The sequence below is a fragment of the Amycolatopsis sp. NPDC104819 genome (genome assembly GCF_055583145.1).
On sequence record NZ_JBVJON010000006.1, the window covers coordinates 417971 to 441094 of the forward strand.

14 protein-coding genes are annotated in these 23124 nt (G+C 71.5%); 3 read left to right on the forward strand and 11 right to left on the reverse strand.

What is annotated here, in order from left to right; all coding sequences use genetic code 11:
• Window positions 1–8 precede the first annotated feature (8 nt).
• Both ppgK and ACZ63E_RS21400 read left to right on the forward strand, forming a co-directional pair.
• Window positions 9–776: a polyphosphate--glucose phosphotransferase gene (gene ppgK / locus ACZ63E_RS21395; protein WP_465338098.1), complete on the forward strand. Its 768-nt coding sequence runs from the start codon at window positions 9–11 to the stop codon at window positions 774–776.
• A 195-nt stretch (window positions 777–971) separates the two neighbouring features.
• A complete protein-coding gene (locus ACZ63E_RS21400) occupies window positions 972–2381 on the forward strand; it encodes an RNA polymerase sigma factor (RefSeq protein ID WP_465337883.1) in 1410 nt (469 codons plus the stop codon).
• Between the two features lie 60 nt (window positions 2382–2441).
• Here ACZ63E_RS21400 and ACZ63E_RS21405 read toward each other — a convergent pair whose 3' ends face one another.
• Together ACZ63E_RS21405 and ACZ63E_RS21410 are read right to left on the reverse strand one after the other, a co-directional pair.
• Complete coding sequence (locus ACZ63E_RS21405; RefSeq protein ID WP_465337884.1) at window positions 2442–3635, reverse strand: hypothetical protein; 1194 nt, start codon at window positions 3633–3635, stop codon at window positions 2442–2444.
• Between the two features lie 40 nt (window positions 3636–3675).
• A complete protein-coding gene (locus ACZ63E_RS21410) occupies window positions 3676–4068 on the reverse strand; it encodes a hypothetical protein (RefSeq protein ID WP_465337885.1) in 393 nt (130 codons plus the stop codon).
• Window positions 4069–4322: 254 nt separating this feature from the next.
• Here ACZ63E_RS21410 and ACZ63E_RS21415 point away from each other — a divergent pair, with 254 nt between their 5' ends.
• Window positions 4323–4730 carry a hypothetical protein gene (locus ACZ63E_RS21415; protein ID WP_465337886.1) on the forward strand — a complete coding sequence of 136 codons (408 nt, stop codon included), beginning with the start codon at window positions 4323–4325 and terminating at the stop codon, window positions 4728–4730.
• A gap of 106 nt (window positions 4731–4836) precedes the next feature.
• Here the strand turns inward: ACZ63E_RS21415 and glgB are convergent, their stop codons facing one another.
• From glgB to malQ, 9 genes are all read right to left on the reverse strand, one after another.
• Window positions 4837–7044, reverse strand: a complete 2208-nt coding sequence (gene glgB, locus ACZ63E_RS21420; RefSeq protein WP_465337887.1) for a 1,4-alpha-glucan branching protein GlgB — start codon at window positions 7042–7044, stop codon at window positions 4837–4839.
• Between the two features lie 4 nt (window positions 7045–7048).
• A complete protein-coding gene (locus ACZ63E_RS21425; protein WP_465337888.1) occupies window positions 7049–8422 on the reverse strand; it encodes a maltokinase N-terminal cap-like domain-containing protein in 1374 nt (457 codons plus the stop codon).
• A 5-nt stretch (window positions 8423–8427) separates the two neighbouring features.
• Window positions 8428–10236, reverse strand: coding sequence for a maltose alpha-D-glucosyltransferase (treS, locus tag ACZ63E_RS21430; protein WP_465337889.1), 1809 nt, complete (start codon window positions 10234–10236; stop codon window positions 8428–8430).
• A gap of 37 nt (window positions 10237–10273) precedes the next feature.
• On the reverse strand, window positions 10274–12256 hold the full coding sequence (locus tag ACZ63E_RS21435) for a maltotransferase domain-containing protein (protein WP_465307390.1): 1983 nt from the start codon (window positions 12254–12256) through the stop codon (window positions 10274–10276).
• 353 nt (window positions 12257–12609) lie between these two features.
• On the reverse strand, window positions 12610–14757 hold the full coding sequence (glgX, locus tag ACZ63E_RS21440) for a glycogen debranching protein GlgX (protein ID WP_465337890.1): 2148 nt from the start codon (window positions 14755–14757) through the stop codon (window positions 12610–12612).
• A gap of 51 nt (window positions 14758–14808) precedes the next feature.
• On the reverse strand, window positions 14809–16530 hold the full coding sequence (gene treZ, locus ACZ63E_RS21445) for a malto-oligosyltrehalose trehalohydrolase (RefSeq protein WP_465337891.1): 1722 nt from the start codon (window positions 16528–16530) through the stop codon (window positions 14809–14811).
• On the reverse strand, window positions 16527–18800 hold the full coding sequence (gene treY, locus ACZ63E_RS21450) for a malto-oligosyltrehalose synthase (protein ID WP_465337892.1): 2274 nt from the start codon (window positions 18798–18800) through the stop codon (window positions 16527–16529). Before treY ends, treZ begins: the two co-directional genes overlap by 4 nt.
• Complete coding sequence (gene glgX / locus ACZ63E_RS21455; RefSeq protein WP_465337893.1) at window positions 18797–20929, reverse strand: glycogen debranching protein GlgX; 2133 nt, start codon at window positions 20927–20929, stop codon at window positions 18797–18799. Before glgX (ACZ63E_RS21455) ends, treY begins: the two co-directional genes overlap by 4 nt.
• A 91-nt stretch (window positions 20930–21020) precedes the next feature.
• Complete coding sequence (gene malQ / locus ACZ63E_RS21460) at window positions 21021–22988, reverse strand: 4-alpha-glucanotransferase (protein ID WP_465337894.1); 1968 nt, start codon at window positions 22986–22988, stop codon at window positions 21021–21023.
• Window positions 22989–23124: the final 136 nt, after the last annotated feature.

A 23124-nucleotide genomic window follows, 5' to 3' on the forward strand; every position in this document is an offset into this window, starting at 1 on the left:
CCACGTCCGTGGTGGAGGCGACCCGCCGAGGTTTCGGCATCGACATCGGCGGCAGCGGGATCAAGGGCGCCTTGGTCGACCTGGAAAAGGGCCGGCTCATCGGCGACCGGATCCGGATCGAGACGCCGAAGCCGTCCACCCCGTCGGCGGTGGCCGACGTCGTGCACGACATAGTCACGCAGGCGGCGTGGGACGGCCCGGTCGGCGTGACGCTGCCGGCCGTCGTGAAGAAGGGCGTCGCGCACACCGCGGCCAACATCGACAAGCAGTGGATCGGCACCGACGCCGACGCGCTGTTCGCCAAGCGGATCGGCCGGGGCGTCGACCAGATCGCGATGCTGAACGACGCCGACGCGGCCGGCATGGCCGAGATCCGCTTCGGCGACCCGGTCGCGCGCAAGGGCGTCACCGCGCTGCTGACCTTCGGCACCGGGATCGGCAGCGCGGTGTTCCAGGACGGCAAGCTCGTCCCGAACACCGAGTTCGGCCACCTGGAGATCGACGGGCACGACGCGGAGAAGCGCGCGGCCGCCTCGGTGAAGGACAACGAGGGCCTGTCCTACCCCGATTGGGCCAAGCGGGTGCACCGTTATCTGACCGTGCTCGAAAACCTCATCTGGCCCGATCTGTTCATCGTCGGCGGCGGGGTCAGCAAGAAGGCCGAGAAATGGGTGCCGCTGCTGGACATCCGCACTCCGGTGCTGGTCGCGACGCTGCAGAACAACGCCGGGATCGTCGGCGCGGCGGCCGCCGCGGCCGAGGGCATCGAGCACTAGAACGGCCGCCGCCGGCCCGCCCCGGCGGGCCGGAAGGTGATCGCTTCGCGACGCATGCGCGTACCGTCGTTACAATGGAACACGGCCCACGGCTGCGGAGGCCAAAACCGCAGGCCGAGGCGTGATCCCCGAATGTGAGGCAGCAGTGGCCCCGTGCCGTTGCTCGTCATGATCGACCGCTGCGAAAGGGCGTAAGTGGCAGCCGCAAGAACCGCAACCCGAGGCGGGACGAAGACAGCGACCGCAGCCGGCGAGCCGGCCGAAGAGGCAGCCACCGGGACGGCGAAGCCAGCGGCGCGCAAGACCACCACCGCGAAGAAGGCTCCGGCCAAGAAGGCTCCGGCGAAGAAGCCTGCGACCAAGGGCGCCAAGACCGAAGACGGCGAGCCCGACGGTCCGGCCGAGATCGACGAGGCCGAGCTCGACTCGCCCGACCTGTCGGACCTGGAAGAGGTCGAGGTCGACGTCGTCGACGAGACCGTCAACGACGAGCCGGACGCCGGCTCGGCGGATGACGACGACGATGACGACGACGAGTCGGACGAGGAGACCCCGGCGCAGCGCCGTCGCGGCGCGGCCGCGGACAAGGCGGCCGCCGCCAAGAGCTCCGACAACCCGGACTTCGTCTGGGACGAGGAGGAGTCGGAGGCCCTGCGCCAGGCGCGCAAGGACGCCGAGCTCACCGCGTCGGCCGACTCCGTGCGGGCCTACCTCAAGCAGATCGGCAAGGTCGCGCTGCTGAACGCGGAGGAGGAGGTGGAGCTGGCCAAGCGGATCGAGGCCGGGCTCTACGCCGCCGAGCGCGTGCGCACCGCCGAGGAGGAGGGCGAGAAGCTCGTCACCCAGATGCGCCGCGATCTCAAGTGGATCGTGCGCGACGGCGAGCGCGCCAAGAACCACCTGCTCGAGGCGAACCTCCGGCTCGTCGTTTCGCTGGCCAAGCGCTACACCGGCCGCGGCATGGCGTTCCTGGACCTCATCCAGGAGGGCAACCTCGGCCTGATCCGCGCGGTGGAGAAGTTCGACTACACCAAGGGCTACAAGTTCTCGACGTACGCCACGTGGTGGATCCGCCAGGCGATCACCCGCGCGATGGCCGACCAGGCCCGCACCATCCGCATCCCGGTGCACATGGTCGAGGTCATCAACAAGCTCGGCCGTATACAGCGCGAACTCCTGCAGGACCTCGGCCGCGAGCCGACGCCCGAGGAGCTCGCCAAGGAGATGGACATCTCCCCGGAGAAGGTCCTCGAGATCCAGCAGTACGCGCGTGAGCCGATCTCGCTCGACCAGACGATCGGCGACGAGGGCGACTCGCAGCTCGGTGACTTCATCGAGGACTCCGAAGCGGTCGTCGCGGTCGACGCGGTGTCGTTCACGCTGCTGCAGGACCAGCTCCAGTCGGTGCTGCAGACGCTGTCCGAGCGCGAGGCGGGCGTGGTCCGGCTGCGCTTCGGCCTCACCGACGGCCAGCCGCGCACGCTCGACGAGATCGGCCAGGTGTACGGGGTGACCCGTGAGCGCATCCGGCAGATCGAGTCGAAGACGATGTCGAAGCTGCGTCACCCGTCGCGGTCGCAGGTGCTGCGGGACTACCTGGACTGATTTTTTCCTTACGGGACAACGGAGAACCCCGCCACCTCGGGTGGCGGGGTTCTTCCGCGTTCAGGCCCGGCCGGTGAGCGTCGTCCACGGGACGTGCACCGTGACGCGTTCGCGCAGCTGCTCGTTCAGCAGCCACAGCTCACCCGTCGCCGGCCAGTACGAGAGGTTCTGGCTGTTCACCGGCGCCTGCCCGGTCAGCCGCGACGTCGACACGCCGCCGACTCCGCCGTGCAGGCATGACGGGTGGTCGCCCGCCACTCCGGCGTACTCCGGGCAGACGCCGGTCAGCACGAAGTAGCCGTTGCGCGCCACCGCGCCCTGCATCCCCCAGACCGGTGACGAAAACCCTTCCATCGCGTGCACCAGCCCGTCGGACGACGTCACGAGCCGGCCCGAAGCGGCGTCGAACGGCCAGTGCAGGATCCGGCCACCAGCCGCGGCCGGGACGTGCTCGGCCGTCACGAACGTGGAATCGGTGTGGTCGAAGGAAAGGGTCGACAGGCAGGGCCGCGCACCGGTCGCCGTGGTACACGCGCCGCCGCCGGGGTACCAGTAGGCGCCCACCTGCGGCATCGCGTAGTCGTAGTACGCGGCGTGGTACTTGCCGTCGGTGCCGAGGCCGACGGTCGCCGCGCTCGCGTCGACCTTCCAGAAGTGCGTCGTGTCGAAGACGCGGATCAGGCCGCCGGTGGTGGCGACGTAGAGCAGGTTCCCGGACCACGTGATGCCGTGCCCGTGGCCGGCCACCACCGCGAAATCGGTGTCGGAAGTGGGTTCCACGAGCAGGACGTGCCGGTAGCCGAGCCCGTTGGCGTCCACAAAGGACAGCCGGACCATCGTGTCGCCCGGGTTGTGCCACGACGTCACGACGACGCGCTTGCCGCCGGCCGTCCCCGTCGACTGGGCGGCGTCGCCGGAGCCGGTGAGGCCCTGCGGGACCCAGTCGTTGGTCTTGTCGTCGTTCGCGTCCTCCCAGCAGAACCCGGCGGGCTTCAGCGCGGCGGCGAGGTACGTGCCGTGGCACAGCGGGCGGGCCTTGCGGTTGGTGTCACCGAGCAGCGCCGGGAGCGCACGCGGCGGCAGCTTCTTGTCCAGCGCGGTGATCCGGCTGCCGTAGGTGGCGAAAGTGTCCCCCGCGGTGAGCCGATAGCTGTCGACGGCCGCCGCGTCGAGGCGGGGGAAGTTCGCGGCCGCCTGGGCCGTCGACGGCAGCGCGAGCAGCATCAGCACCACAAAACCGAGCACGAATCGCATGCCCGCAGCGTGACCGAGCCGCGTACACGTCCCGTACAACTCAAGGGACGGCCAGGCCGCGCTCCCGCAGCGACTGCTCGACGCGCAGCCGTTCGATCTCGCGGTCCATCCCCTCGGGCAGCTCCTCGAGCCGGTGCGGGACGCCGACCTGGCGGCAGGCCTGGGTGAGGAGCTCGTCGTACGCCTGCCGCGTGCCGAAGCGGCGCGCGGCCGGGGTGCCGGAGGGGTAGCCGGCGAGGAGGCGGTGCACGCGGCGCAGGTCCGCGGCGACCCGTTCGATCGGCGGGCCCTGGGTCTGGGGCTTCACGCGCTTCTCGCGGATCCACCGCAGGATCGCGGGGAACCGCAGCGCGCACCAGAAGAGCACCGTGGGAGCGATGCAGACCACGGCGAACAGGATCAGGTTCGCGAGGACGCCGCCGGCGCCGGCCATGACCTCATGGTAAGGCCGCGAGGCCCGGTTCGGGACCCCTCCCGGGCGGTCGACGGTAGAACCGTTCCACCACGACCGCGGGGAGGGACCGGCTTTGCCGTGCGCGGTGGCGCTCGCCCTCGGCCTGGGCGCGGCGGCCCTGGCCTGGGCCATCTCCGTCCTGGGTGACGGCGCCTGGCTGTTGGGTGTCGCCGCCGCGGTGGCGCTTGTGGCGGGGACGGCCCACGGCCCGGGCCCGCGGAGTGCTACCGCGGGTGCGGCTGGCGCGGGTGCGCCGCCGGCTCCACGCGGCCGGACGTCACCCGGAGCACGTCTACGCCGGGCACGACCGGGGCCGGACCCGGGCGAAGCACCTCGTGTTCCTGGTGCACGAGCCGCGCACCCGCTCGCTCGAGCTGCTGGCCTGGGCGCGCGGCGGGCTCGAGCCACGCTGGCGGGCCCGGCTCGCCGAGATCACCGAGGCCAAGGTCGCCCTCGGCGGCACGAGCGGCCGGTGGACCGACCAGCCCGCCGAGCTGACCCTCCGCCTCGGCGAAGGCGACCCGGTGGTGCTGTGGATCCCGGGTGACCCAGCCAGGCCTCCTGCTCTTCGCCTGGTTCCTCGACGCCCCGGCCCGCCGCCGACGCCGCCGCGCGGCCCGCCGAGCCCGCGAAGCCCGTGATCAGAGCGCCGACTCGCGTGATTGAAGGGTCGACACGATGTCAGCCGCCGTGTCGACCTTCTGATCACGCGTGTCGACCTTCTGATCACGCGTGTCGGCCCTCCGATCACGCGAGTTCGGGGGTCTCCGGGGGTTCTTCGGTGAGCCAGAGGACTCCGGCCGGGGGGAGCTGGAGGACGGCCGAGGCCGGCTGGCCGTGCCACGGGGACTCCACCGCCTCGACCTCGCCCAGGTTGCCGACGCCGGAGCCGCCGTAGGCCTCGGCGTCGGTGTTGACGACCTCGCGCCAGCGGCCCGCGGACGGCAGGCCGACGCGGTAGTCGTGGTGCGGGACCCCGGCGAAGTTGGCCACGCAGGCCAGCTTCGAGCCGTCGACGCCGATGCGCAGGAAGCTCAGCACGTTGCCGCTGGAGTCGTTCGCGTCGATCCAGCGGAAGCCGTCCGGGGAGGTGTCCTGGCTGAACAACGCCGGTGTCGACTTGTACACCGAGTTCAGCGACCGCAGCAGGTCCTGGACGCCGCGGTGCAGCGGCTCCTCCAGCAGGTGCCAGTCCAGCGACCGCTGCTCCGACCACTCGGCCGGCTGCCCGAACTCGCCGCCCATGAACAGCAGCTGCTTGCCCGGGTGCGCCCACATGAACGCCAGCAGCGAGCGCAGCCCGGCCGCCTTGTTCCACGCGTCGCCCGGCATGCGGCCCCACAGGGATCCCTTGCCGTGCACCACTTCGTCGTGCGACAGCGGCAGCACGAAGTTCTCGCTCCACGCGTACACGAGTGAGAACGTCATCTCGTTGTGGTGGTAGGCCCGGTGGATCGGCTCGTGCGACAGGTACCGGAGCGTGTCGTGCATCCAGCCCATGTTCCACTTGAAGCCGAACCCGAGCCCGCCCAGGTGCGTCGGGCGCGTGACACCCGGCCACGCCGTCGACTCCTCGGCCACCATCACGATGCCCGGGTGTCGCTTGTAGACGGTCGCGTTCAGCTCCTGCAGGAACTTCACCGCGTCCAGGTTTTCGCGGCCGCCGTACTGGTTCGGCAGCCACTCCCCCTCGTTGCGGGAGTAATCCAAATACAACATCGACGCGACGGCGTCCACGCGCAGGCCGTCGAGGTGGAACTCCTCGATCCAGTACAGCGCGTTGGCGACCAGGAAGTTGCGGACCTCGTTGCGGCCGAAGTCGAACACGAGCGTGCCCCAGTCGGGCTGCTCGCCGCGGCGCGGGTCCGCGTGCTCGTACAGCGCGGTGCCGTCGAACTTGGCCAGCGCCCAGCTGTCCTTCGGGAAGTGCGCGGGCACCCAGTCGACGAGCACGCCGATCCCCCGCTGGTGCAGGCGGTCCACGAAGTACCGGAAGTCGTCCGGGGAGCCGAAGCGGGACGTCGGCGCGTAGTACGACGTCACCTGGTAGCCCCACGAGCCGCCGAACGGGTGCTCCGACACCGGCAGCAGCTCGACGTGGGTGAAGCCGGTCTCGAGCACGTAGTCGCCGAGCTGGTCGGCCAGCTCGCGGTAGTCCAGGCCGGGCCGCCACGAGCCGAGGTGGACCTCGTAGACGCTCATCGGCGCCGCGGCCCACTGGGTCGCCTCGCGCTGGGCCACCCACTCGTCGTCTTCCCACGCGTGCCCGGAAGTGGTGACGACCGACGCCGTCGCCGGCGGCTGCTCGGTGCCGAACGCCATCGGGTCGGCCTTCTCGCGCCAGTTGCCGTCGGCGCCGAGGATGCGGAACTTGTAACAGGTCCCGGCACCGACGCCGGGGACGAACAGCTCCCAGATCCCGGACGAGCCGAGCGAGCGCATCGCGTGCCCGCGCCCGTCCCAGCCGTTGAAGTCGCCGATCACGCGGATGCCGCGGGCGTTCGGCGCCCACACCGCGAACGACGTGCCCTCGACGTCGCCGTTCGGCGTCTCGTACGACCGGACGTGCGCGCCGAGCGCCTCCCAGAGCCGCTCGTGCCGGCCCTCGCCGATCAGGTGCAGGTCCAGCTCGCCGACCGTGGGCAGCCAGCGGTACGGGTCGTCGGCGGTGACGGTGTGCCCGTCGTACTCGACCTCCAGCCGGTAGTCACCGGGGTGCTCGGGCACGGCGGCGGCGAACAGCGCGTCGATCACCGGCTCCATCGGGTACCGGCGCTCCCCCGCGCGCAGCGTCACGGCCTTGGCGCCGGGCAGCAGCGCGCGAGCCGAGAAGCCCGTGCCGACGGCGTGCACGCCCAGCACCGAGTGCGGGTCGTGGTGGGACCCGGCAAGCAGCCGGTCGATGTCCGCGGCCGGCGGGGCCGCGGCCGGGAAGCCTTCCGGAACCGCGTTCACGGTGTCATCCCTCTCCGCTAGTGATCCGGGCGATCGAAGCGAGCGGCACACCCAGCCAGTCCGGCCGGTTGGCGTGCTCGTAACCCACTTCGTAGACCGCCTTGTCCAGTTCGAAGGCGCGCAGCAGCTCGCCCTGGTCGCGCGGGTCGGCCGCGACCGCGGCGTAGCCCTCGCAGAACGCGGCCCGGTTGCGGTCGGACCACTCCTGGGCCCGTGCGGCCAGCGCCGGCTCGTCCGGCTGCCCGACCAGCAGCTGCTGGGCCGCGTAGTCGAACGACCTCAGCATGCCCGCCACGTCGCGCAACGGCGACCGCAGCGCGTGCCGCTCCTCCACCGGCGCCGCCGGCTCGCCCTCGAAGTCGATCAGCAGCCAGCCGCCGACCGTCCGCAGCACCTGGCCGAGGTGCAGGTCGCCGTGGATGTACTGCATGGTCACCGAGTCCGCGGGCAGGGTGCGCAGCGTCTCGAACGCCGCCCGCAGCCCCGGGGCGTGCTCCGCCAGCTCCGGCACGCGCGCGGCGAGGGTGTCCAGCCGGGCGACCATCGCCTTCATCGTGCGTTCCAGCTCGTCGGCGTCGACCGCCTCGGTGCCGAGCGCCTCGGCCAGGTCCGCGTGCACCTCGGCGACCGCGCGCCCGAGCCGCTCGGCCTCGCCGGCGAAGTCGCCGCCGACCTCTTCGGCGTGCAGCTCCGGCGCGGCCATCAGGTCGCGGACGCTGGTGGTGGCCATCGCCCAGCCGTCGACGGCGTCCGGGACGAACTGCTGCAGCATGCCGACCGTGGTCGGCTCGCCGCCGAGGTCGCCGGTGACCGAGCCGAGCACCTGCGCGATGTGCTTGCTGCCGACGCCCTGCAGCGCCCGGTGCAGCAGCAGGTCCTTGTTCTTGCCCGGGGTGAGCTTGCGGAACAGCTTGAGGATGTACTGGCCGCCGTAGACCAGCGACGTGTTGCTCTGCTCCGACGTGATCGGCCGCGCCCGCAGGCCGGTCTCCAGCTCGACGCCCGGCTCGTGCTCGAACACGAGCGAGCCCACGCGGCCCTCCCGCGCCATCAGGTCCAGCAGGACACCGGTGACGTCGAGGTCGCCGGACGCCTCGTAGGCGTTGAGGTCGCCGCCGGCGCCGATCCAGCTGCCCGAGGAGATCTCCGGCGGGTGCGTCCGCCGGCCCAGGAGCAGCTGGTAGGGCTCCCGCCGGTCGTCCTGGGCGACCTCGATCACCACGTGCAGCAGCTGGGGGTCGCCGGCGACCAGCTCGGTCACGCCGAGCGGCCGGACGGCGGTCACCGGCCGGTCCTTCCCGGCGAACCAGCGCTGCTCGGGCAGCCAGCGCTTCAGGTCACCGGTCAGTTCGTCGACCAGCTCGCGCGGGTCGGACAAGGGACTCACCTCGTTTCGCCTTCGTCTCCCGGGCTCGTCAGCTGGAACCAGTAGAAGCCGTGCCCCGGCAGCGTCAGCAGGTACGACAGGTCCCCGATGCTGGGGAACCGCACGCCACCGGTGAGCTCCACCGGCGTGCACCCGCGGTGCGCGGACAGGTCCAGCTCCACCGGCTGCGGGAACCGGGAGAGGTTGTTCACGCAGAGCACGACGTCTTCGCCGCCGTCCGGGCGCCGCCACTGCCGTTTGTAGGCCAGCACGCTCGGGTTCGACCCGCCGAGGTCGACGAACTCGCCTTCGGCGAACGCGTGGTGCTCCTTGCGCACCTCGATCATCCGCCGGGTCCAGTTCAGCAGCGAGGACGCGTTGTTCGACTGCGCCTCGACGTTCAGGCCCTGGTAGCCGTAGACCGGGTCCATGATCACGGGCAGGTAGATCCGGCCCGGGTCGCACGCCGAGAACCCGGCGTTGCGGTCCGGGGTCCACTGCATGGGGGTGCGCACCGCGTCGCGGTCGCCGAGCCAGATGTTGTCTCCCATGCCGATCTCGTCACCGTAGTACAGAACGGGCGAGCCCGGCAGGGACAACAGCATCGCGGTGAAGAGCTCCTGCTGGTTGCGGTCGTTGTCCAGCAGCGGGGCGAGGCGACGGCGGATGCCGATGTTGGCCTTCATGCGCGGGTCCTTGGCGTACTCCGCGTACATGTAGTCGCGCTCTTCGTCGGTGACCATCTCGAGGGTCAGCTCGTCGTGGTTGCGCAGGAAGATGCCCCACTGGCTGCCGCTGGGGATCTCCGGGGTCTGGGTGAGGATCTCCGAGATCGGGAACCGCGACTCCCGGCGCACCGCCATGAAGATCCGCGGCATCAGCGGGAAGTGGAACGCCATGTGGCACTCGTCGCCGCCGACCGCCGGGTCGCCGAAGTACTCGACGACGTCCGAGGGCCACTGGTTCGCCTCGGCGAGGAGAATGCGTCCCGGGTACTCGTCGTCGACGACCTTGCGGCAGCGCTTGAGGAACTCGTGCGTGCGCGGCAGGTTCTCGCAGTTGGTGCCCTCCTGCTCGAACAGGTATGGCACGGCGTCGAGGCGGAACCCGTCGATGCCCAGGTCGAGCCAGAACCGCAGGGTGTCGATCATCGCGTTCTGGACGTCGACGTTCTCGAAGTTCAGGTCGGGCTGGTGGGAGAAGAACCGGTGCCAGTAGAACTGGCCGCGCACCGGGTCGTAGGTCCAGTTCGACGTCTCGGTGTCGACGAAGATGATCCGCGCGTCGGCGTAGCGGGAGTCGTCGTCGCTCCACACGTAGTAGTCGCCGTACGGGCCGTCCGGGTCCTGGCGGGACTGCTGGAACCACGGGTGCGCGTCGGAGGTGTGGTTCAGCACCAGGTCCGTGATGACGCGGATGCCGCGCCGGTGCGCCTCGTTCAGCAGGAACACGAAGTCCTCGACACTGCCGAACTCCGGCAGCACCGCCCGGAAGTCGCTGATGTCGTACCCGCCGTCGCGCAACGGCGACGCGTAGAACGGCGGCAGCCACAGGCAGTCGATGCCGAGCCACGCCAGGTAGTCCAGCCGGCCGGCCAGGCCGCGCAGGTCGCCGGTGCCGTCGCCGTTCGAGTCGGCGAACGCGCGCACCAGCACTTCGTAGAACACCGCGCCCTTGAACCACTCCGGGTTGCTGGGCGCCTGTTGCGCCGAGCGGAAGTCCCCGGCCTGGGGTTCCACCAGCATGCCATCGGCGGTCATCGCCTCACCGGTGTGCGGGACACCGTCGAGCCCGAGCGCCGCGTCGGGGCGGGCCTCCTCCGCCATGTGCTCCACCTCAGTCCTTCGATCCGTTCCTTCCCTGCTAACCGGCCAGCCGCCGGCGGAGCGACACCACGTGCGCCACGGCCCGCCAGGGCTCGAGCCGCACGAAGTTCGCCGGGCCCCAGTCCCACGTGTCACCGGTGACCTCGTCGTGCGCGATCAGCCGCTCGTGCGCCTCGAACCCGAGCGCGGCCGTGTCGAGCCACAACGTGCCCTCCTGCGGCGCGTACGGGTCGAGGGTGACGACGGTGACCACCGTGTCCCCGGTGGCCGGGTCCTGTTTGGAGTAGGCCAGCAGCGCGTCGTTGTCGACGTGGTGGAAGTGCAGGGTGCGCATCTGCTGCAGCGCGGGGTGCGCGCGGCGGACGGCGTTCAGCTTCGTCAGCCACGGCTCGAGCGAGCGGCCCTCGGCGAGCGCGCGCTCGAAGTCGCGCGGTCGCAGCTGGTACTTCTCGGAGTCGAGGTACTCCTCGCTGCCCTCGCGGACCGGGACGTGCTCGAACAGCTCGTAGCCGGAGTAGACGCCCCACGTCGGCGAGATCGTCGCGGCCAGCGCGGCCCGCAGCGCGAACATGCCGGGCCCGCCGCGCTGCAGCGACTCGTGGAGGATGTCCGGGGTGTTGACGAACAGGTTCGGCCGGCCCTCGTGCCAGTGCTCCCGCAGGTCGATCGCGAAGTCGATCAGCTCCTGCTTGCCGGTGCGCCAGGTGAAGTAGGTGTAGCTCTGCGTGAAGCCGAGCCGCGCGAGCCCCCACAGCCGCGCCGGGCGGGTGAACGCCTCGGCGAGGAAGACGACGTCCGGGTGGGCGTCCTTCACCGACTGGATCAGCCAGGCCCAGAAGTCCGGCGGCTTCGTGTGCGGGTTGTCGACCCGGAAGATCTTGACCCCGTGGTCGACCCAGACCGTGATGACCCGCAGCATCTCTTCGTAGACGCCCTTGGGGTCGTTGTCGAAGTTGATCGGGTAGATGTCCTGGTACTTCTTCGGCGGGTTCTCCGCGTAGGCGATCGAGCCGTCCGGGCGGGTCGTGAAGAACTCCTGGTTCTTCAGCACCCACGGGTGGTCGGGCGCGGCCTGCAGCGCGAAGTCGAGCGCCACCTCCATGCCCAGCTCGGCGGACCGCGCGACGAACGCGTCGAAGTCGTCGAAGGTGCCGAGGTCCGGGTGGATGGCGTCGTGGCCGCCCTCGTCGGAGCCGATGGCCCACGGCGAGCCGACGTCGTCCGGGGACGCGTCGAGCGTGTTGTTGGGGCCCTTGCGGTTGACCCGGCCGATCGGGTGGACCGGCGGCAGGTAGACGACGTCGAAGCCCATCTTGGCGACGCGGTCGAGCGCGGCCGCGGCAGTGGTGAACGTGCCGTGCACCGCCTTGCCCTCGGCGTCGAGCCCGCCGGTGGACCGGGGGAACAGCTCGTACCAGGAACCGTAGGCGGCGCGCGTGCGGTCGACCCACACCTTGTGCGGCTTGCCCTTGGTGATCAGCTCGCGCACCGGGAACTCGCGCATGAGCTGGCGGATCTCGGGCGAGAGCGCGGGCCCGACCCGCTCGGCGAGGCCGCGTTCTTCGTCGCGCAACGCGGTCAGCGCGCCGACGAGGAGCGCTTTCTCCGCGCGGCGGTCCGGGCGGCGGGAGACGCGCTCCAGCAGCCGGGCGCCGTTCTCGAGGTCGTTGGCGAGATCTTCGGGACCCTGCCCGGCGGCGACCTTCACCTCGACGGCGTGCTCCCACGTCGCCCAGGGGTCGCCCCACGCGTCGATGCGGTAGGTCCACATCCCCGTGGTGTCCGGGACGATCACCGCGGCGAACTCGTCCGGATGGTCGGCGCCGCGGGGCGCCATCCGGGTCTGGCGGGTCAGCCGGTCGCCCGGACCGCGCCAGGCGACGGTCGCCGCGACGGCGTCGTGGCCCTCTCGCCAGACGGTCGCGGTGACCGGGATGTGTTCCCCCACAACGGCTTTGGCCGGATACCGGCCGCAGCTCACGCTGGGGGAGACGTCGTCGATGCCGAGCCGGCCGGTCATGGGCAACGCCCCTCGGTGTGTCGGTTGGACGCAGGCGACGCCAGTCTGCCCGACTCGATCAAGCGCCCAGGAGGCAGGGTTCTTTAGTCGAGTACCCAGGCCGGTGCGGCCGAAACGCTTCCGCCGCAACGAATTTCCGGCGCATGTCCGGGAGGTTACGTCCGTGCCGCGCCCCGGCGACGCACCGCGACGACCGACACGCGCACCCGAACGGCCAACACCCGTACCCGAATGGACGACACGCGTACCCCGGCGGACGACACGCGTACGCCGATGGACGACACGGCGAGGACGCCCGCCCGGCCGCCGTGTCGTCCCGCTGGGTACGCGAGTCGTCCGGCTGGGTGCGGGGGTCAGGGGCCTTCCGTCGGGTGGTCGGCGGCCAGGCGGGGGGCGCGGAGCAGGAGGAGGGAGCGGGACTGGAGGGTGACCCGGCTCTTGGGCTCCAGCGCGCCCGGGGTGGCCGGGCTGCCGTCGGCGGTGCTGGTGTCGAGCGTCGGCTTGAACGTCTCGCCGTACTCGCGGCCCGGCAGCACCACCTCGGCCGGCGCGTCGCCGGCGTGCAGCCACAGCAGCCACGAGTGGTCGGGCACCAGCGCGCCCTCGCGGTTGCGGGCCTGGCTGTTCGACCCGTCGATCCACATGCCGAGCGTACGGCGGTCCTCGAACCAGTCGTTCTCGCCGAACTCCTCGCCGTCCGGACGGAACCAGACCAGGTCCGGCTGGCCGGTCGGCGTCGTCCGGCCTTCGAAGAACTCCGGCTGCCGCAGCGCGGGGCTGTTCGCGCGCAGCCGCACGACCCGGCGGGCGAAGGCGAGCATGGCCTCGGCCTCGGGGTCGTCCGGGGTCCAGTCGAACCACGACGTCTCGTCGTCGAGGCAGTACGCGTTGTTGTTGCCGCGCTGGGTCCGCCAGAACTCGTCACCCGCGGTGAGCATCGGGGTGCCGGTCGAGAGCAGCAGGGTGGCGAAGAGGTTGCGCGCCTGCCGCGTCCGCAGCGCCCGGATCGCCGGGTCGGTGGTGTCGCCCTCGGCGCCGTGGTTCCACGAGCGGTTGTCGTTGGTGCCGTCGCGGTTGTCCTCGCCGTTGCCCTCGTTGTGCTTTTCGTTGTAGGACACCAGGTCCCGCAGCGTGAAGCCGTCGTGGGCGGTGACGAAGTTGATCGACTGCCACGGCCGGCGCAGGTTGTGGTCGTAGAGGTCCGACGAACCGGACAGCCGGTAGGCGAGGTCACGCACGCCGGTCGCGCCGCGCCAGAAGTCGCGGATCGTGTCGCGGTAGCGGCCGTTCCACTCCGCCCACTGGGCGCCGAAGCCGCCGACGCGGTACCCCTCGCCGGTCGCGTCCCACGGCTCGGCGATCAGCTTGCAGCGCGAGAGCACCGGGTCGGTGGTGATCGCGGTGAGCAACGTCGAGGCGTCGTCGAACGCGCCGCCGCGCGGCCGGCCGAGCGTGCTGGCCAGGTCGAACCGGAAGCCGTCGACGCCCAGCTCCTGCGTCCAGTAGCGCAGCGAGTCGGTGACCAGCCGCACCACGGTCGGCGAGCCGGCCTCGAGGGTGTTGCCGCAGCCGGTGATGTCGGCCATGTGGCCGCGCTCGGTGTGCAGGTAGTACACCGGCGCGTTCAGCCCGCGGAAGCTCAGCGTCGGCCCGTCCGGCCCGCCCTCGCAGGTGTGGTTGAACACGACGTCGACGATCACTTCGATGCCGGCCGCGTGCAGCGCCGCCACCATCAGCCGGAACTCCTCGACCTCGTGGCCGGGCTCGCTGGCGTAGGCGGCGTGCGGCGCGAAGAAGCCGAGCGGCGAGTACCCCCAGTAGTTGTGCCGCCCCTCCCGGACCAGCGACGGCTCGTCGAGGAAGGAGTGCACCGGCAGCAGCTCCACCGACGTGACGCCGAGCCGGGTCAGGTACTCGATGGCCACCGGGTGGGCCAGGCCGAGGTAGGTGCCGCGCAGCGCCTCGGGGATGAACGGGTGCTGCTTCGTGAAGCCCTTGACGTGCAGCTCGTAGACGACCGCCTCTTCGAACGGCACCTCGGGCTTGGTCCCGGTGTCCGGGCCGCCGGGCGAGGTGACGACCGAGAGCGGCACGCTGCCCAGGGAGTCCACTGTGGACATCGGGCCGCGGTCCGGGTCGCCGGTGAAGCCCTGCGCCGCGCGCAGGTCGGTGAGCCCGCCGGTGATCTGCCGGGCGTAGGGGTCCAGCAGCAGCTTGTTCGGGTTGCAGCGCAGGCCGCGGGCCGGGTCGTACGGGCCGTGCACCCGGTAGCCGTACCGCTGCCCCGGCGTCACCCCGGGCACCAGGCCGTGCCAGACGCCGAAGGTGCGCTCGGTGAGCGCGATCCGGCGTTCGGACCCGTCGGCGTCGATCAGGCACAGCTCGACGGCGTCCGCGACGGCGGACGTGATCGCGAACCGCACGCCGCCGGCCTCCGGGTGGGCGCCGAGCGGAAAGGGGCGGCCGGCGAGGACGTGGTCGGCGGAGGGTCGTGTGGCCATTCCTGAATCGTCCCAGATCGGACGCGGTCCGCGCGCGCTGTGCCTTGCGTGTTACCCGGCTGTCTCCGTTTCGACCAGCACGAAGGTCTCCGGCGGCAGGTGCGCGGCGCCGCCGTGCGCGGTGGCCTCGCCCCAGGACAGGAGCGGCTTCGTGGCGCCGAGCGGGAGCGTCACCTCGCCGGGGCCGAAGTTGCACGCCAGCCGCAGGCCGCCGCGGTGCAGCACGAGCCAGGAGGCGTCCGGGGCGGAGTCGACCCGCAGGTCCGGGAGCCACGGGTCGGCCAGCTCGGGGTGCTCGCGGCGCAGCCGGATCAACGCGCGGTACAGCTCCAGCGTCTCCCGGTGACCGGGCCGCTCGGCCTCCGCCCAGTCGAGCCGCGAACGCTCCACAGTGGCCGGGTCCATCGGGTCGGGGACGTCGGCCTCGCCCCAGCCGTGCCGGGCGAACTCGCGACGGCGGCCCGTGCGCACGGCCTCGGCCAGCTCCGGGTCCGGGAAGGACGCGAAGAACTGCCACGGCGTGCTCGCCGCCCACTCCTCCCCCATGAACACCATCGGCGTGAACGGCGAGCAGAACAGGATCGCCGCGCCGCAGGCCAGCCGGCCCGGCGAGACGGTCGCCGACAGCCGGTCGCCCGTCGCGCGGTTGCCGATCTGGTCGTGGTCCTGCAGGTAGGCGAGGAACCGGTGCCCCGGCACGGTCCGCGTGTCGACCGGGCGGCCGTGGGTCCGCTCCCGGAACGACGACCAGGTCCCGGCGTGGAAGAACACGCCGCGCAGCACCCGTTCGACGGCGTCCTGCGCGGCGAAGTCGGTGTAGTAGCCCGTGTCCTCGCCGGTGAGCTTGACGTGCAGCGCGTGGTGGAAGTCGTCCGACCACTGCGCGTGCAGGCCGTAACCGCCGCGCTCGCGCGGAGTCACCAGCCGGGGGTCGTTGAGGTCGGACTCGGCGATCAGCGTCAGCGGCCGGTTCAGCGCGGTCGAAAGCGTCCCGACCTCGACGGCGAGCTGTTCGAGCAGGTGGACGGCCCGCCGGTCGAGCAGCGCGTGCACCGCGTCCAGGCGCAGCGCGTCGACGTGGAAGTCGCGGAACCAGCCGAGCGCGTTGTCCACGACGTACCGGCGGACCTCGTCCGAGCCGGCGCCGTCGAGGTTGAGGCCCGGCCCCCAGTCGTTCTGCCCGGCGAAGTACGGCCCGAACCGGTCGAGGTAGGCGCCGGAGGGCCCGAGGTGGTTGTAGACGACGTCGAGCACGACGGCCAGGCCGCGCGCGTGGGCCGCGTCGACGAACCGCTTGAAGCCGTCCGGCCCGCCGTAGGGCTCGTGGACCGCGCCCCAGAGGACCCCGTCGTAGCCCCAGCCGGCGGTGCCGTCGAAGGAGTTGACCGGCAGCAGCTCGACGTGCGTGATGCCGAGCTCGACGAGGTGGTCGAGCCGGTCGATGGCCGCGTCGAACGTGCCGCCTTCGGTGAACGTGCCGACGTGCAGCTCGTAGACGACACCGCCGGGCAGCTGACGCCCGTGCCAGGCGTCGTCGGTCCATTCGAACTCCGCGTGGTCGTAAACCCGCGACAGCTGGTGAACGCCGTGCGGCTGCCACCGCGACCTCGGGTCGGGCAGGGCCGCGGTGGCGTCGTCGAGCAGGAAGCCGTAGTTGATGCCCTCGGCCTCGGCGTGCCACCAGCCGCCCGCCCCCGCGGTCATCTCGTGCACACCGGCGTCGACCTCGACGCGGACCCGCTCGGCCGACGGGGCCCACACGCTGAACCTCATGCGTCTCCTCGCACCAGCAACGCGACGGGGTAACGGTCGAACAGGGCGGCCAGCTCCGGAGCCGAGCCGACCTCCCGGCCGGTCAGGACGTCGGTCCAGACGCCCTCGGCCAGCGGGAGCACGGTGTCGCGCCAGCCGCCGGCGGCTTCCAGGCCGACCGGCAGCCGGGTCACCACGACGGCGAGGTCCGCGCTGCGCGTGTATGCGAGAGCGTGCTCGGCCGCGGCCCCTTCGGCCCGCAGCGGCCGGTAGCCGTGGAAGAGCCTGGGGTGCTCCTGACGCAGCTTCAACGCCTTGTGCACCACGAGAAGCTTCGCCGCGCCCGAAGCGTCGAGGTCCGGCAGCTCGCCGTCGGTGACGCGCGCCAGGATCTCGCGCCGGGCCGCGTAGTCGACCGGACGGCGGTTGTCCGGGTCGACCAGGGAGAAGTCCCACAGCTCGGTGCCCTGGTAGACGTCCGGGACGCCGGGCGCGGTCAGCTGCACCAGCTTCTGGCCGAGCGAGTTGCTCCAGCCCGGCCGCTCGATCCGCGTGACGAACTCCGCGACGTCGGCGTCGTTCACGACCGCGTCGGGCCAGGCGGCGACGGCGGCCTCGAATGCCTCGTCGTGCTCGGTCCAGCTGGTGCGGAGCTTGGCTTCCTTCGCTGCCTTGTCGAGGTAGTCCCGCAGCCGGGGTGGCTCGATCGGCCAGGTCGACACCAGCGTCTGCCAGGCCAGGAGGTTCAGCGACGGCTCGTCGATCCCGTGCTTCGCGGACCACCGGCGAACGGCGTCGGCGAACTCGCCGGGCAGCTCCGCGAGCACCGCCATCCGGGCGCGGGTGTCCTCCGAGCGTTTCGTGTCGTGCGTGGTCAGCGTGGTCATCGCGGCCGGGTGCCCGGCTTCGCGCCCGGCGGCCAGCCGGTGGAACTCCTCGACGTCCAGGCCGAAGCGGTCCGGGTTGCCGCCGACCTCGTTCAGCGCGGCGAAGCGGGTGTAGCGGTAGAAGGTCGTGTCCTCGGTGCCCTTGGCCACGACCATGCCGGACGTCTGCTGGAGCCGGGTGGCCAGCTCACCGTCCGGCTCGGCGCGGACCTGCGCGTCGAGGGTGTCCAGCGCGGCGGCCAAATCCGGCCGAGACTGCTTCGCCCCGGCGATCGCGGCGGCCCAGTGCGCCGCGCCTTCGGGCAGGTAGGAGCGGTAGACCGGGAAGGCGACCATCGTCTCGGCCACCGCCTGCCGGGCCTGCTCCGGGTCGACGTCGGGCAGGAGCGCCGCGATCCGGCGGACCTCGGCGACCAGGATGCGGTCGGTGACCAGGCGCCGGGCTTCGGCCTCGACGCGGTGGTAGCCGGTCTTCACGCCCAGCTCGGTCGCCAGCTCCGTGAAGCCGGGCTCGCCCGCCGGGTCGACGAAGACACCGGCGATCTCGCGCAGGGCGTCGTAACCGGTGGTGCCGTCGACCGGCCAGCTCTGCGGCAGCGGCTCCCCCGGGTGCAGGATCTTCTCCGCGACGATCCACGCGCCGGGCGCGTTCTCCCGCAGCCGCCGGAAGTAGCCGCCCGGGTCGGCCAGGCCGTCCGGGTGGTCGACGCGCAGGCCCGTGACGTCACCGTCGGCGACCCAGCGCAGGACCTCCCCGTGCGTCTCGGCGAACACGACCGGGTCTTCGACGCGGACCGCGGCGAGGTTCGTGATGTCGAAGAACCGGCGGTAGGTCAGCTCCGCGTTGCCGCGGCGCCAGCCGACCAGGCGGTAGTGCTGGCGCTCGTGGACCTCCTGCGGCGTCCCGTCTTCCGTGCCGGGGGCGAGCGGGAAGCGGTGGTCGTAGTAGACGAGCTCGTCACCCTCGACGGTCAGCTCGGCGACGGCGTCATCGTCGTCACCGAGGACCGGCAGCAGGATCGGGCCGCGGGCCCAGTCGACGTCGAAGAACGCCGCCGACTCCGCGTCGCGGCCGTGCTTGAGGACGTCCCACCACCAGCGGTTCGCCTTCGGCACCTCGACCGACATGTGGTTCGGCACGATGTCGACGACCAGGCCGAGCCCGGCCTCCTTCAGCTTCTTCACCAGCTCCTGACGGGCGGCCTCGCCCCCCAGCTCGGGACGCGCGCGGGTCGGGTCGACCACGTCGTAACCGTGGGTCGAGCCCGGCGTCGCGTCGAGCACCGGCGACGCGTAGAGCGCGCCGATGCCCAGCTCCCGCAGGTAACCGGCGATCTCCGCCGCGTCGCTGAAGGTGAACTCCGGGCGCAGCTGCACCCGGTAGGTCGACCCCGGCACCGTCATTCGGACTCCGTTTCCGTTCGCTGCAGCACGACCAGGGACCGGGCGGGCAGGGTGAACTGGCCGCCGCCCTCGATCGCCGCCGCGCCGTCCGGTTCGAGCTGGACCTCGCCGGTCGCGGTGTCGACGACGACGGTCCAGGCCTGCCCGTAGCCGTTGCCCGGCAGCTTGGCGTCGATGTCTTCGTAGTGGGCGTTGAAGGCGAGCAGGAACGAGTCGTCCTCGACCGGCATGCCGCGCGCGTCGAGGTCCGGGATCGCCTGCCCGTTGAGGAAGACGACGACCGCCTTGCCGAAGCCGTCGTCCCAGTTCTGCTCGGTCATCTCCTCGCCGGCCGGGGTGAACCAGGCGATGTCACCGAGCTTGTCGCCCTTGCCGACCGGGCCGCCCTGGAAGAACCGGCGACGGCGGAACACCGGGTGCTGGTGCCGGAACGCGCCCAGCCCACCGGTGAACTTGACCAGGTCCGCGTGCGCCTTGGCCAGCTCCCAGTCCATCCAGGACAGTTCGGAGTCCTGGCAGTAGACGTTGTTGTTGCCCTGCTGGGTCCGGCCGAACTCGTCGCCGTGCGCGATCATCGGCACACCCTGCGACAGCAGCATCGTCGCCAGCATGTTGCGCTGCTGGCGGATGCGCAGCTCGTTCACCTCGGGGTCGTCGGTGTCTCCTTCGACCCCGCAGTTCCACGAGCGGTTGTCGTCGGCGCCGTCGCGGCCGTCCTCGCCGTTGGCCTCGTTGTGCTTTTCGTTGTAGGACACCAGGTCCCGCAGCGTGAAGCCGTCGTGCGCGGTGACGAAGTTGATCGACGCGAACGGGCGGCGGCCGTCGTCCTGGTAGAGGTCGGAGGAGCCGGTGACCCGCGAGGCGAACTCCCCCAGCGTCGAGGGCTCGCCGCGCCAGAAGTCGCGGACGGTGTCGCGGTACTGCCCGTTCCACTCCGTCCACAACGGCGGGAAGTTGCCGACCTGGTACCCGCCGGGGCCGACGTCCCACGGCTCGGCGATCAGCTTCACCTGGCTGACGATCGGGTCCTGCTGCACCAGGTCGAAGAACGTGGACAGCCGGTCGACGTCGTAGAACTCCCGGGCCAGCGCCGAAGCGAGGTCGAAGCGGAAGCCGTCGACGTGCATTTCGGTCACCCAGTACCGCAGCGAGTCCATGATCAGCTGCAGCGTGTGCGGGTTGCGCACGTTGAGGGAGTTCCCGGTGCCGGTGTAGTCCATGTAGTACTCCGGCTCCCCCTCGACCAGGCGGTAGTAGGCCTCGTTGTCGATGCCGCGCATCGACAGGGTCGGCCCGAGGTGGTTGCCCTCCGCGGTGTGGTTGTAAACCACGTCGAGGATCACTTCGATGCCGGCCTCGTGGAAGGCCTTGACCATGCCCTTGAACTCCTGGACCTGGCCACCCTCGCCCGGCATCGCGGCGTACGCGTCGTGCGGCGCGAAGTAGCCGATGGTGTTGTAACCCCAGTAGTTCGTCAGCCCCTTCTCTTCCAGGCCGTGGTCGGAGACGAACTGGTGCACCGGCAGCAGCTCCACCGCCGTCACACCGAGCTTCTGGAGGTGCTCGACGACGGCGGGGTGCGCCATCCCGGCGTAGGTGCCCCGCAGCGGCTCGGGCACGAACGGGTGGTTCACCGTCATGCCCTTGACGTGAGCCTCGTAGATGACCGTCTCGTTGTACGGCCGCTTCGGCTGGCGGTCGTTGCCCCAGTCGAAGAACGGGTTCGCCACCAGCGAGTACGGCACGCGCCCGGCGGAGTCGTCGTCGTTGCGCTCCTCCGGGCTGTCGAACTTGTACCCGAAGAGCGACTCGTCCCACTTCACGCCGTGCGAAACAGCCTTCGCGTACGGGTCGATGAGCAGCTTGTTCGGGTTGCAGCGCAGGCCGCGGGCCGGGTCGTACGGGCCGTGCACCCGGAAGCCGTACCGCTGGCCCGGCCCGACGTTGAGCAGGTAACCGTGGTGGACGAAGCCGTCCACCTCTTCGAGCGCGTAGCGGGTCTCGTTGCCGTCGACGTCGAACAGGCACAGTTCGACCCGCTCCGCCACCTCGGAGAACAGGGCGAAGTTCGTCCCGACTCCGTCGTAGGTGGCGCCGAGCGGGTAGGGCGTTCCGGGCCAGGGCCGCACTGGGGTCTCCTCGAGCTTTCACAGGTTGTGCCGGGCGCGTCCGCGCTCGCGGACACGCTTCGCTGGGGGGTCGTGCGCGACCGGGTACCCGTTATCCGGGCAGGGGACGCGCCGCTGCGAGCGGCGCGACCGCGGCGCGCACTCCCTTCGCGGTGAAGAAGCCGTCGACGCTGACGGGAAGGGGAATCCGCCAGTTAGGGTACTGGTCGACCGTCCCGGGCAGATTCGGCTGCCGCACCTGGCCCGCGACGTCGGCCGGCGAGGTCAGCACCAGGCGTGACGCGGCTTTCGCGAGCAGGGTGTGCAGCGCGACGACCGGGTCGCCGGCCGGGATCCCTTCGCGCGCAACGAGTTCGAACAAAGCTTCACGTTCCGCGGCGGCCGCTTCTTCTTCGGCTTCGACGCCGCGGTCGAGCAGGCCCAGCTCGGCGCGGACCCGGACGTGCTCACCCTCGAGCCAGCCGGAGACGGTCGGCAGGTCGTGCGTCGAGATGCTGGCCATGGCCTCGGGGTCCCAGTCGGCCGGGCGGGTGAACGGGTGGCCCTCGGTGTCCCAGTCCCGCTCGAACCACAGCACGGCCGAGCTGAGCATGCCGCGCTCGTGCATGGTCTCGGTGACGACGTCCTCGACGGTGCCGAGGTCCTCCCCCACGACGACCGCGCCGGCCCGGTGCGCTTCGAGCGCGAGCACGCCGACCATCGCTTCGGCGTCGTAGTGGACGTACGTGCCGCGGTGCGCGGGCTCGCCCGGCGGGATCCACCAGAGCCGCCAGAGCCCGGCGATGTGGTCGACGCGAATGCCGTCGGCGTAGCGGAGGACACCCCGGATGACGTCCCGGAACGGCGCGTACCCGGCCTCGGCGAGCTTGTCCGGCCGCCACGGCGGCAGGTTCCAGTCCTGCCCCTGCTGGTTGAAGGCGTCCGGCGGCGCGCCGACCCGCACATCGGCGGCGAAGACGTCCCGGACGGCCCAGGTGTCGGCCCCGCCGGGGTGCACGCCGACCGGCAGGTCGTGCACGATCCCGACGGTCATCCCGGCGTCGCGGGCGTCTTTCCGGGCCGCTTCCAGCTGCGTCCGGCAGAGGTGCTGCAGCCACGCATGGAAGCCGACGCGCTCCTTCAGCTCTTCGCGCGCCTTCTCGACCTCGGGTCCGGCGGGGTCGCGAAGGGCTTCCGGCCACTCTCGCCAGTCCGCGCCGTGCTGCTCGGCGACGGCGCAGAAGAGGGCGAAGCCGTCGAGGTCGGTGTCGTCTCCGGGGAGCTCCTCGACGCGGTGCGGCCAGAGCAGTTCGAGCGCGGCGCGTTTCGCGGTCCAGACGGCGTCGTAGTCGATCAGCTCACCGTCGCGGTCCGGGGCCAGCGAGGTGACGGCCTCCTGCGTGGCGGCGTCGGCGCTCGCGAAGGTCTCGGTCGCGGTGACACGCAGGTAGATCGGGTTGGCGAACCGGCGGCTGGCCGGTGAGTAGGGCGAGCGTTCGACGGGGTGGGCCGGGCTGAAGGCCTGGACGGGGTTGACCAGCAGCACCCCTGCGTCGAGCTCCGAGGCCGAGCGGGCGGCGAAGGTCGCCAGGTCGGCGTAGTCGCCGATGCCCCAGGAGCCGGGTGAGTGCAGGGCGTAGAGCTGGAGCATCCAGCCCCAGGCGGGCGGCACGTCCGGCAGCTTCGCCGGGACGACGGCGAGGGTGACGTCCTGGTCCGCGGTGATCAAGCGGTGCCAGCCGAGCGGCAGGTCCGCGGGCAGCTCCCCCTCGACGTGCCGCCGGGTCCCGTCCTCGAGGAGGACGTCGGCGGCCCCGGGGAGCGCGCGGGTGGCGCCTTCCTTGACGACGATGGTCGGCGGCAGGGCGGCCGGGGCGGCCCGTTCGGCGAGCGCGGCGGCGATGGCGTCATCGCTGGTGGCGTCGACGCCGAACTGCCCCAGGACGGCGACGACCACGTCGTCTTCGACGTCGACCCAGACCTGGTCGGAGTTCTCGTACCGGGTGGCCACGCCGTAGCGGTCGGCGAGCTGGTGCAGGGGGCTGCGGGCGGGGATCTCGTCGGGCACGGGCACCAGCATTCCGGTGCCCGGCCGTTCGCGCCATCCGCGCGGGGTGACGTCACCCGGAGCTTCTCCGGGCGGCGGGGTGAACAGTGTGGCGGCGAGCCGGGGTGCTCCCAGCCTGGCCGCGGTTCGTGCCGGGCCGACCGGCGAG

Bases quoted from the DNA above. Each gene is read 5' to 3' on its own strand.
- glgX (WP_465337890.1), bottom strand. From the start codon at position 14,757: ATGGCCACACGACCCTCCGCCGACCACGTCCTCGCCGGCCGCCCCTTT.
- ACZ63E_RS21435 (WP_465307390.1), bottom strand. From the start codon at position 12,256: ATGACCGGCCGGCTCGGCATCGACGACGTCTCCCCCAGCGTGAGCTGC.
- ACZ63E_RS21405 (WP_465337884.1), bottom strand. From the start codon at position 3,635: ATGCGATTCGTGCTCGGTTTTGTGGTGCTGATGCTGCTCGCGCTGCCG.
- ACZ63E_RS21410 (WP_465337885.1), bottom strand. From the start codon at position 4,068: ATGGCCGGCGCCGGCGGCGTCCTCGCGAACCTGATCCTGTTCGCCGTG.
- treS (WP_465337889.1), bottom strand. From the start codon at position 10,236: ATGGCGGAGGAGGCCCGCCCCGACGCGGCGCTCGGGCTCGACGGTGTC.
- malQ (WP_465337894.1), bottom strand. From the start codon at position 22,988: ATGCTGGTGCCCGTGCCCGACGAGATCCCCGCCCGCAGCCCCCTGCAC.
- treZ (WP_465337891.1), bottom strand. From the start codon at position 16,530: ATGAGGTTCAGCGTGTGGGCCCCGTCGGCCGAGCGGGTCCGCGTCGAG.
- treY (WP_465337892.1), bottom strand. From the start codon at position 18,800: ATGACGGTGCCGGGGTCGACCTACCGGGTGCAGCTGCGCCCGGAGTTC.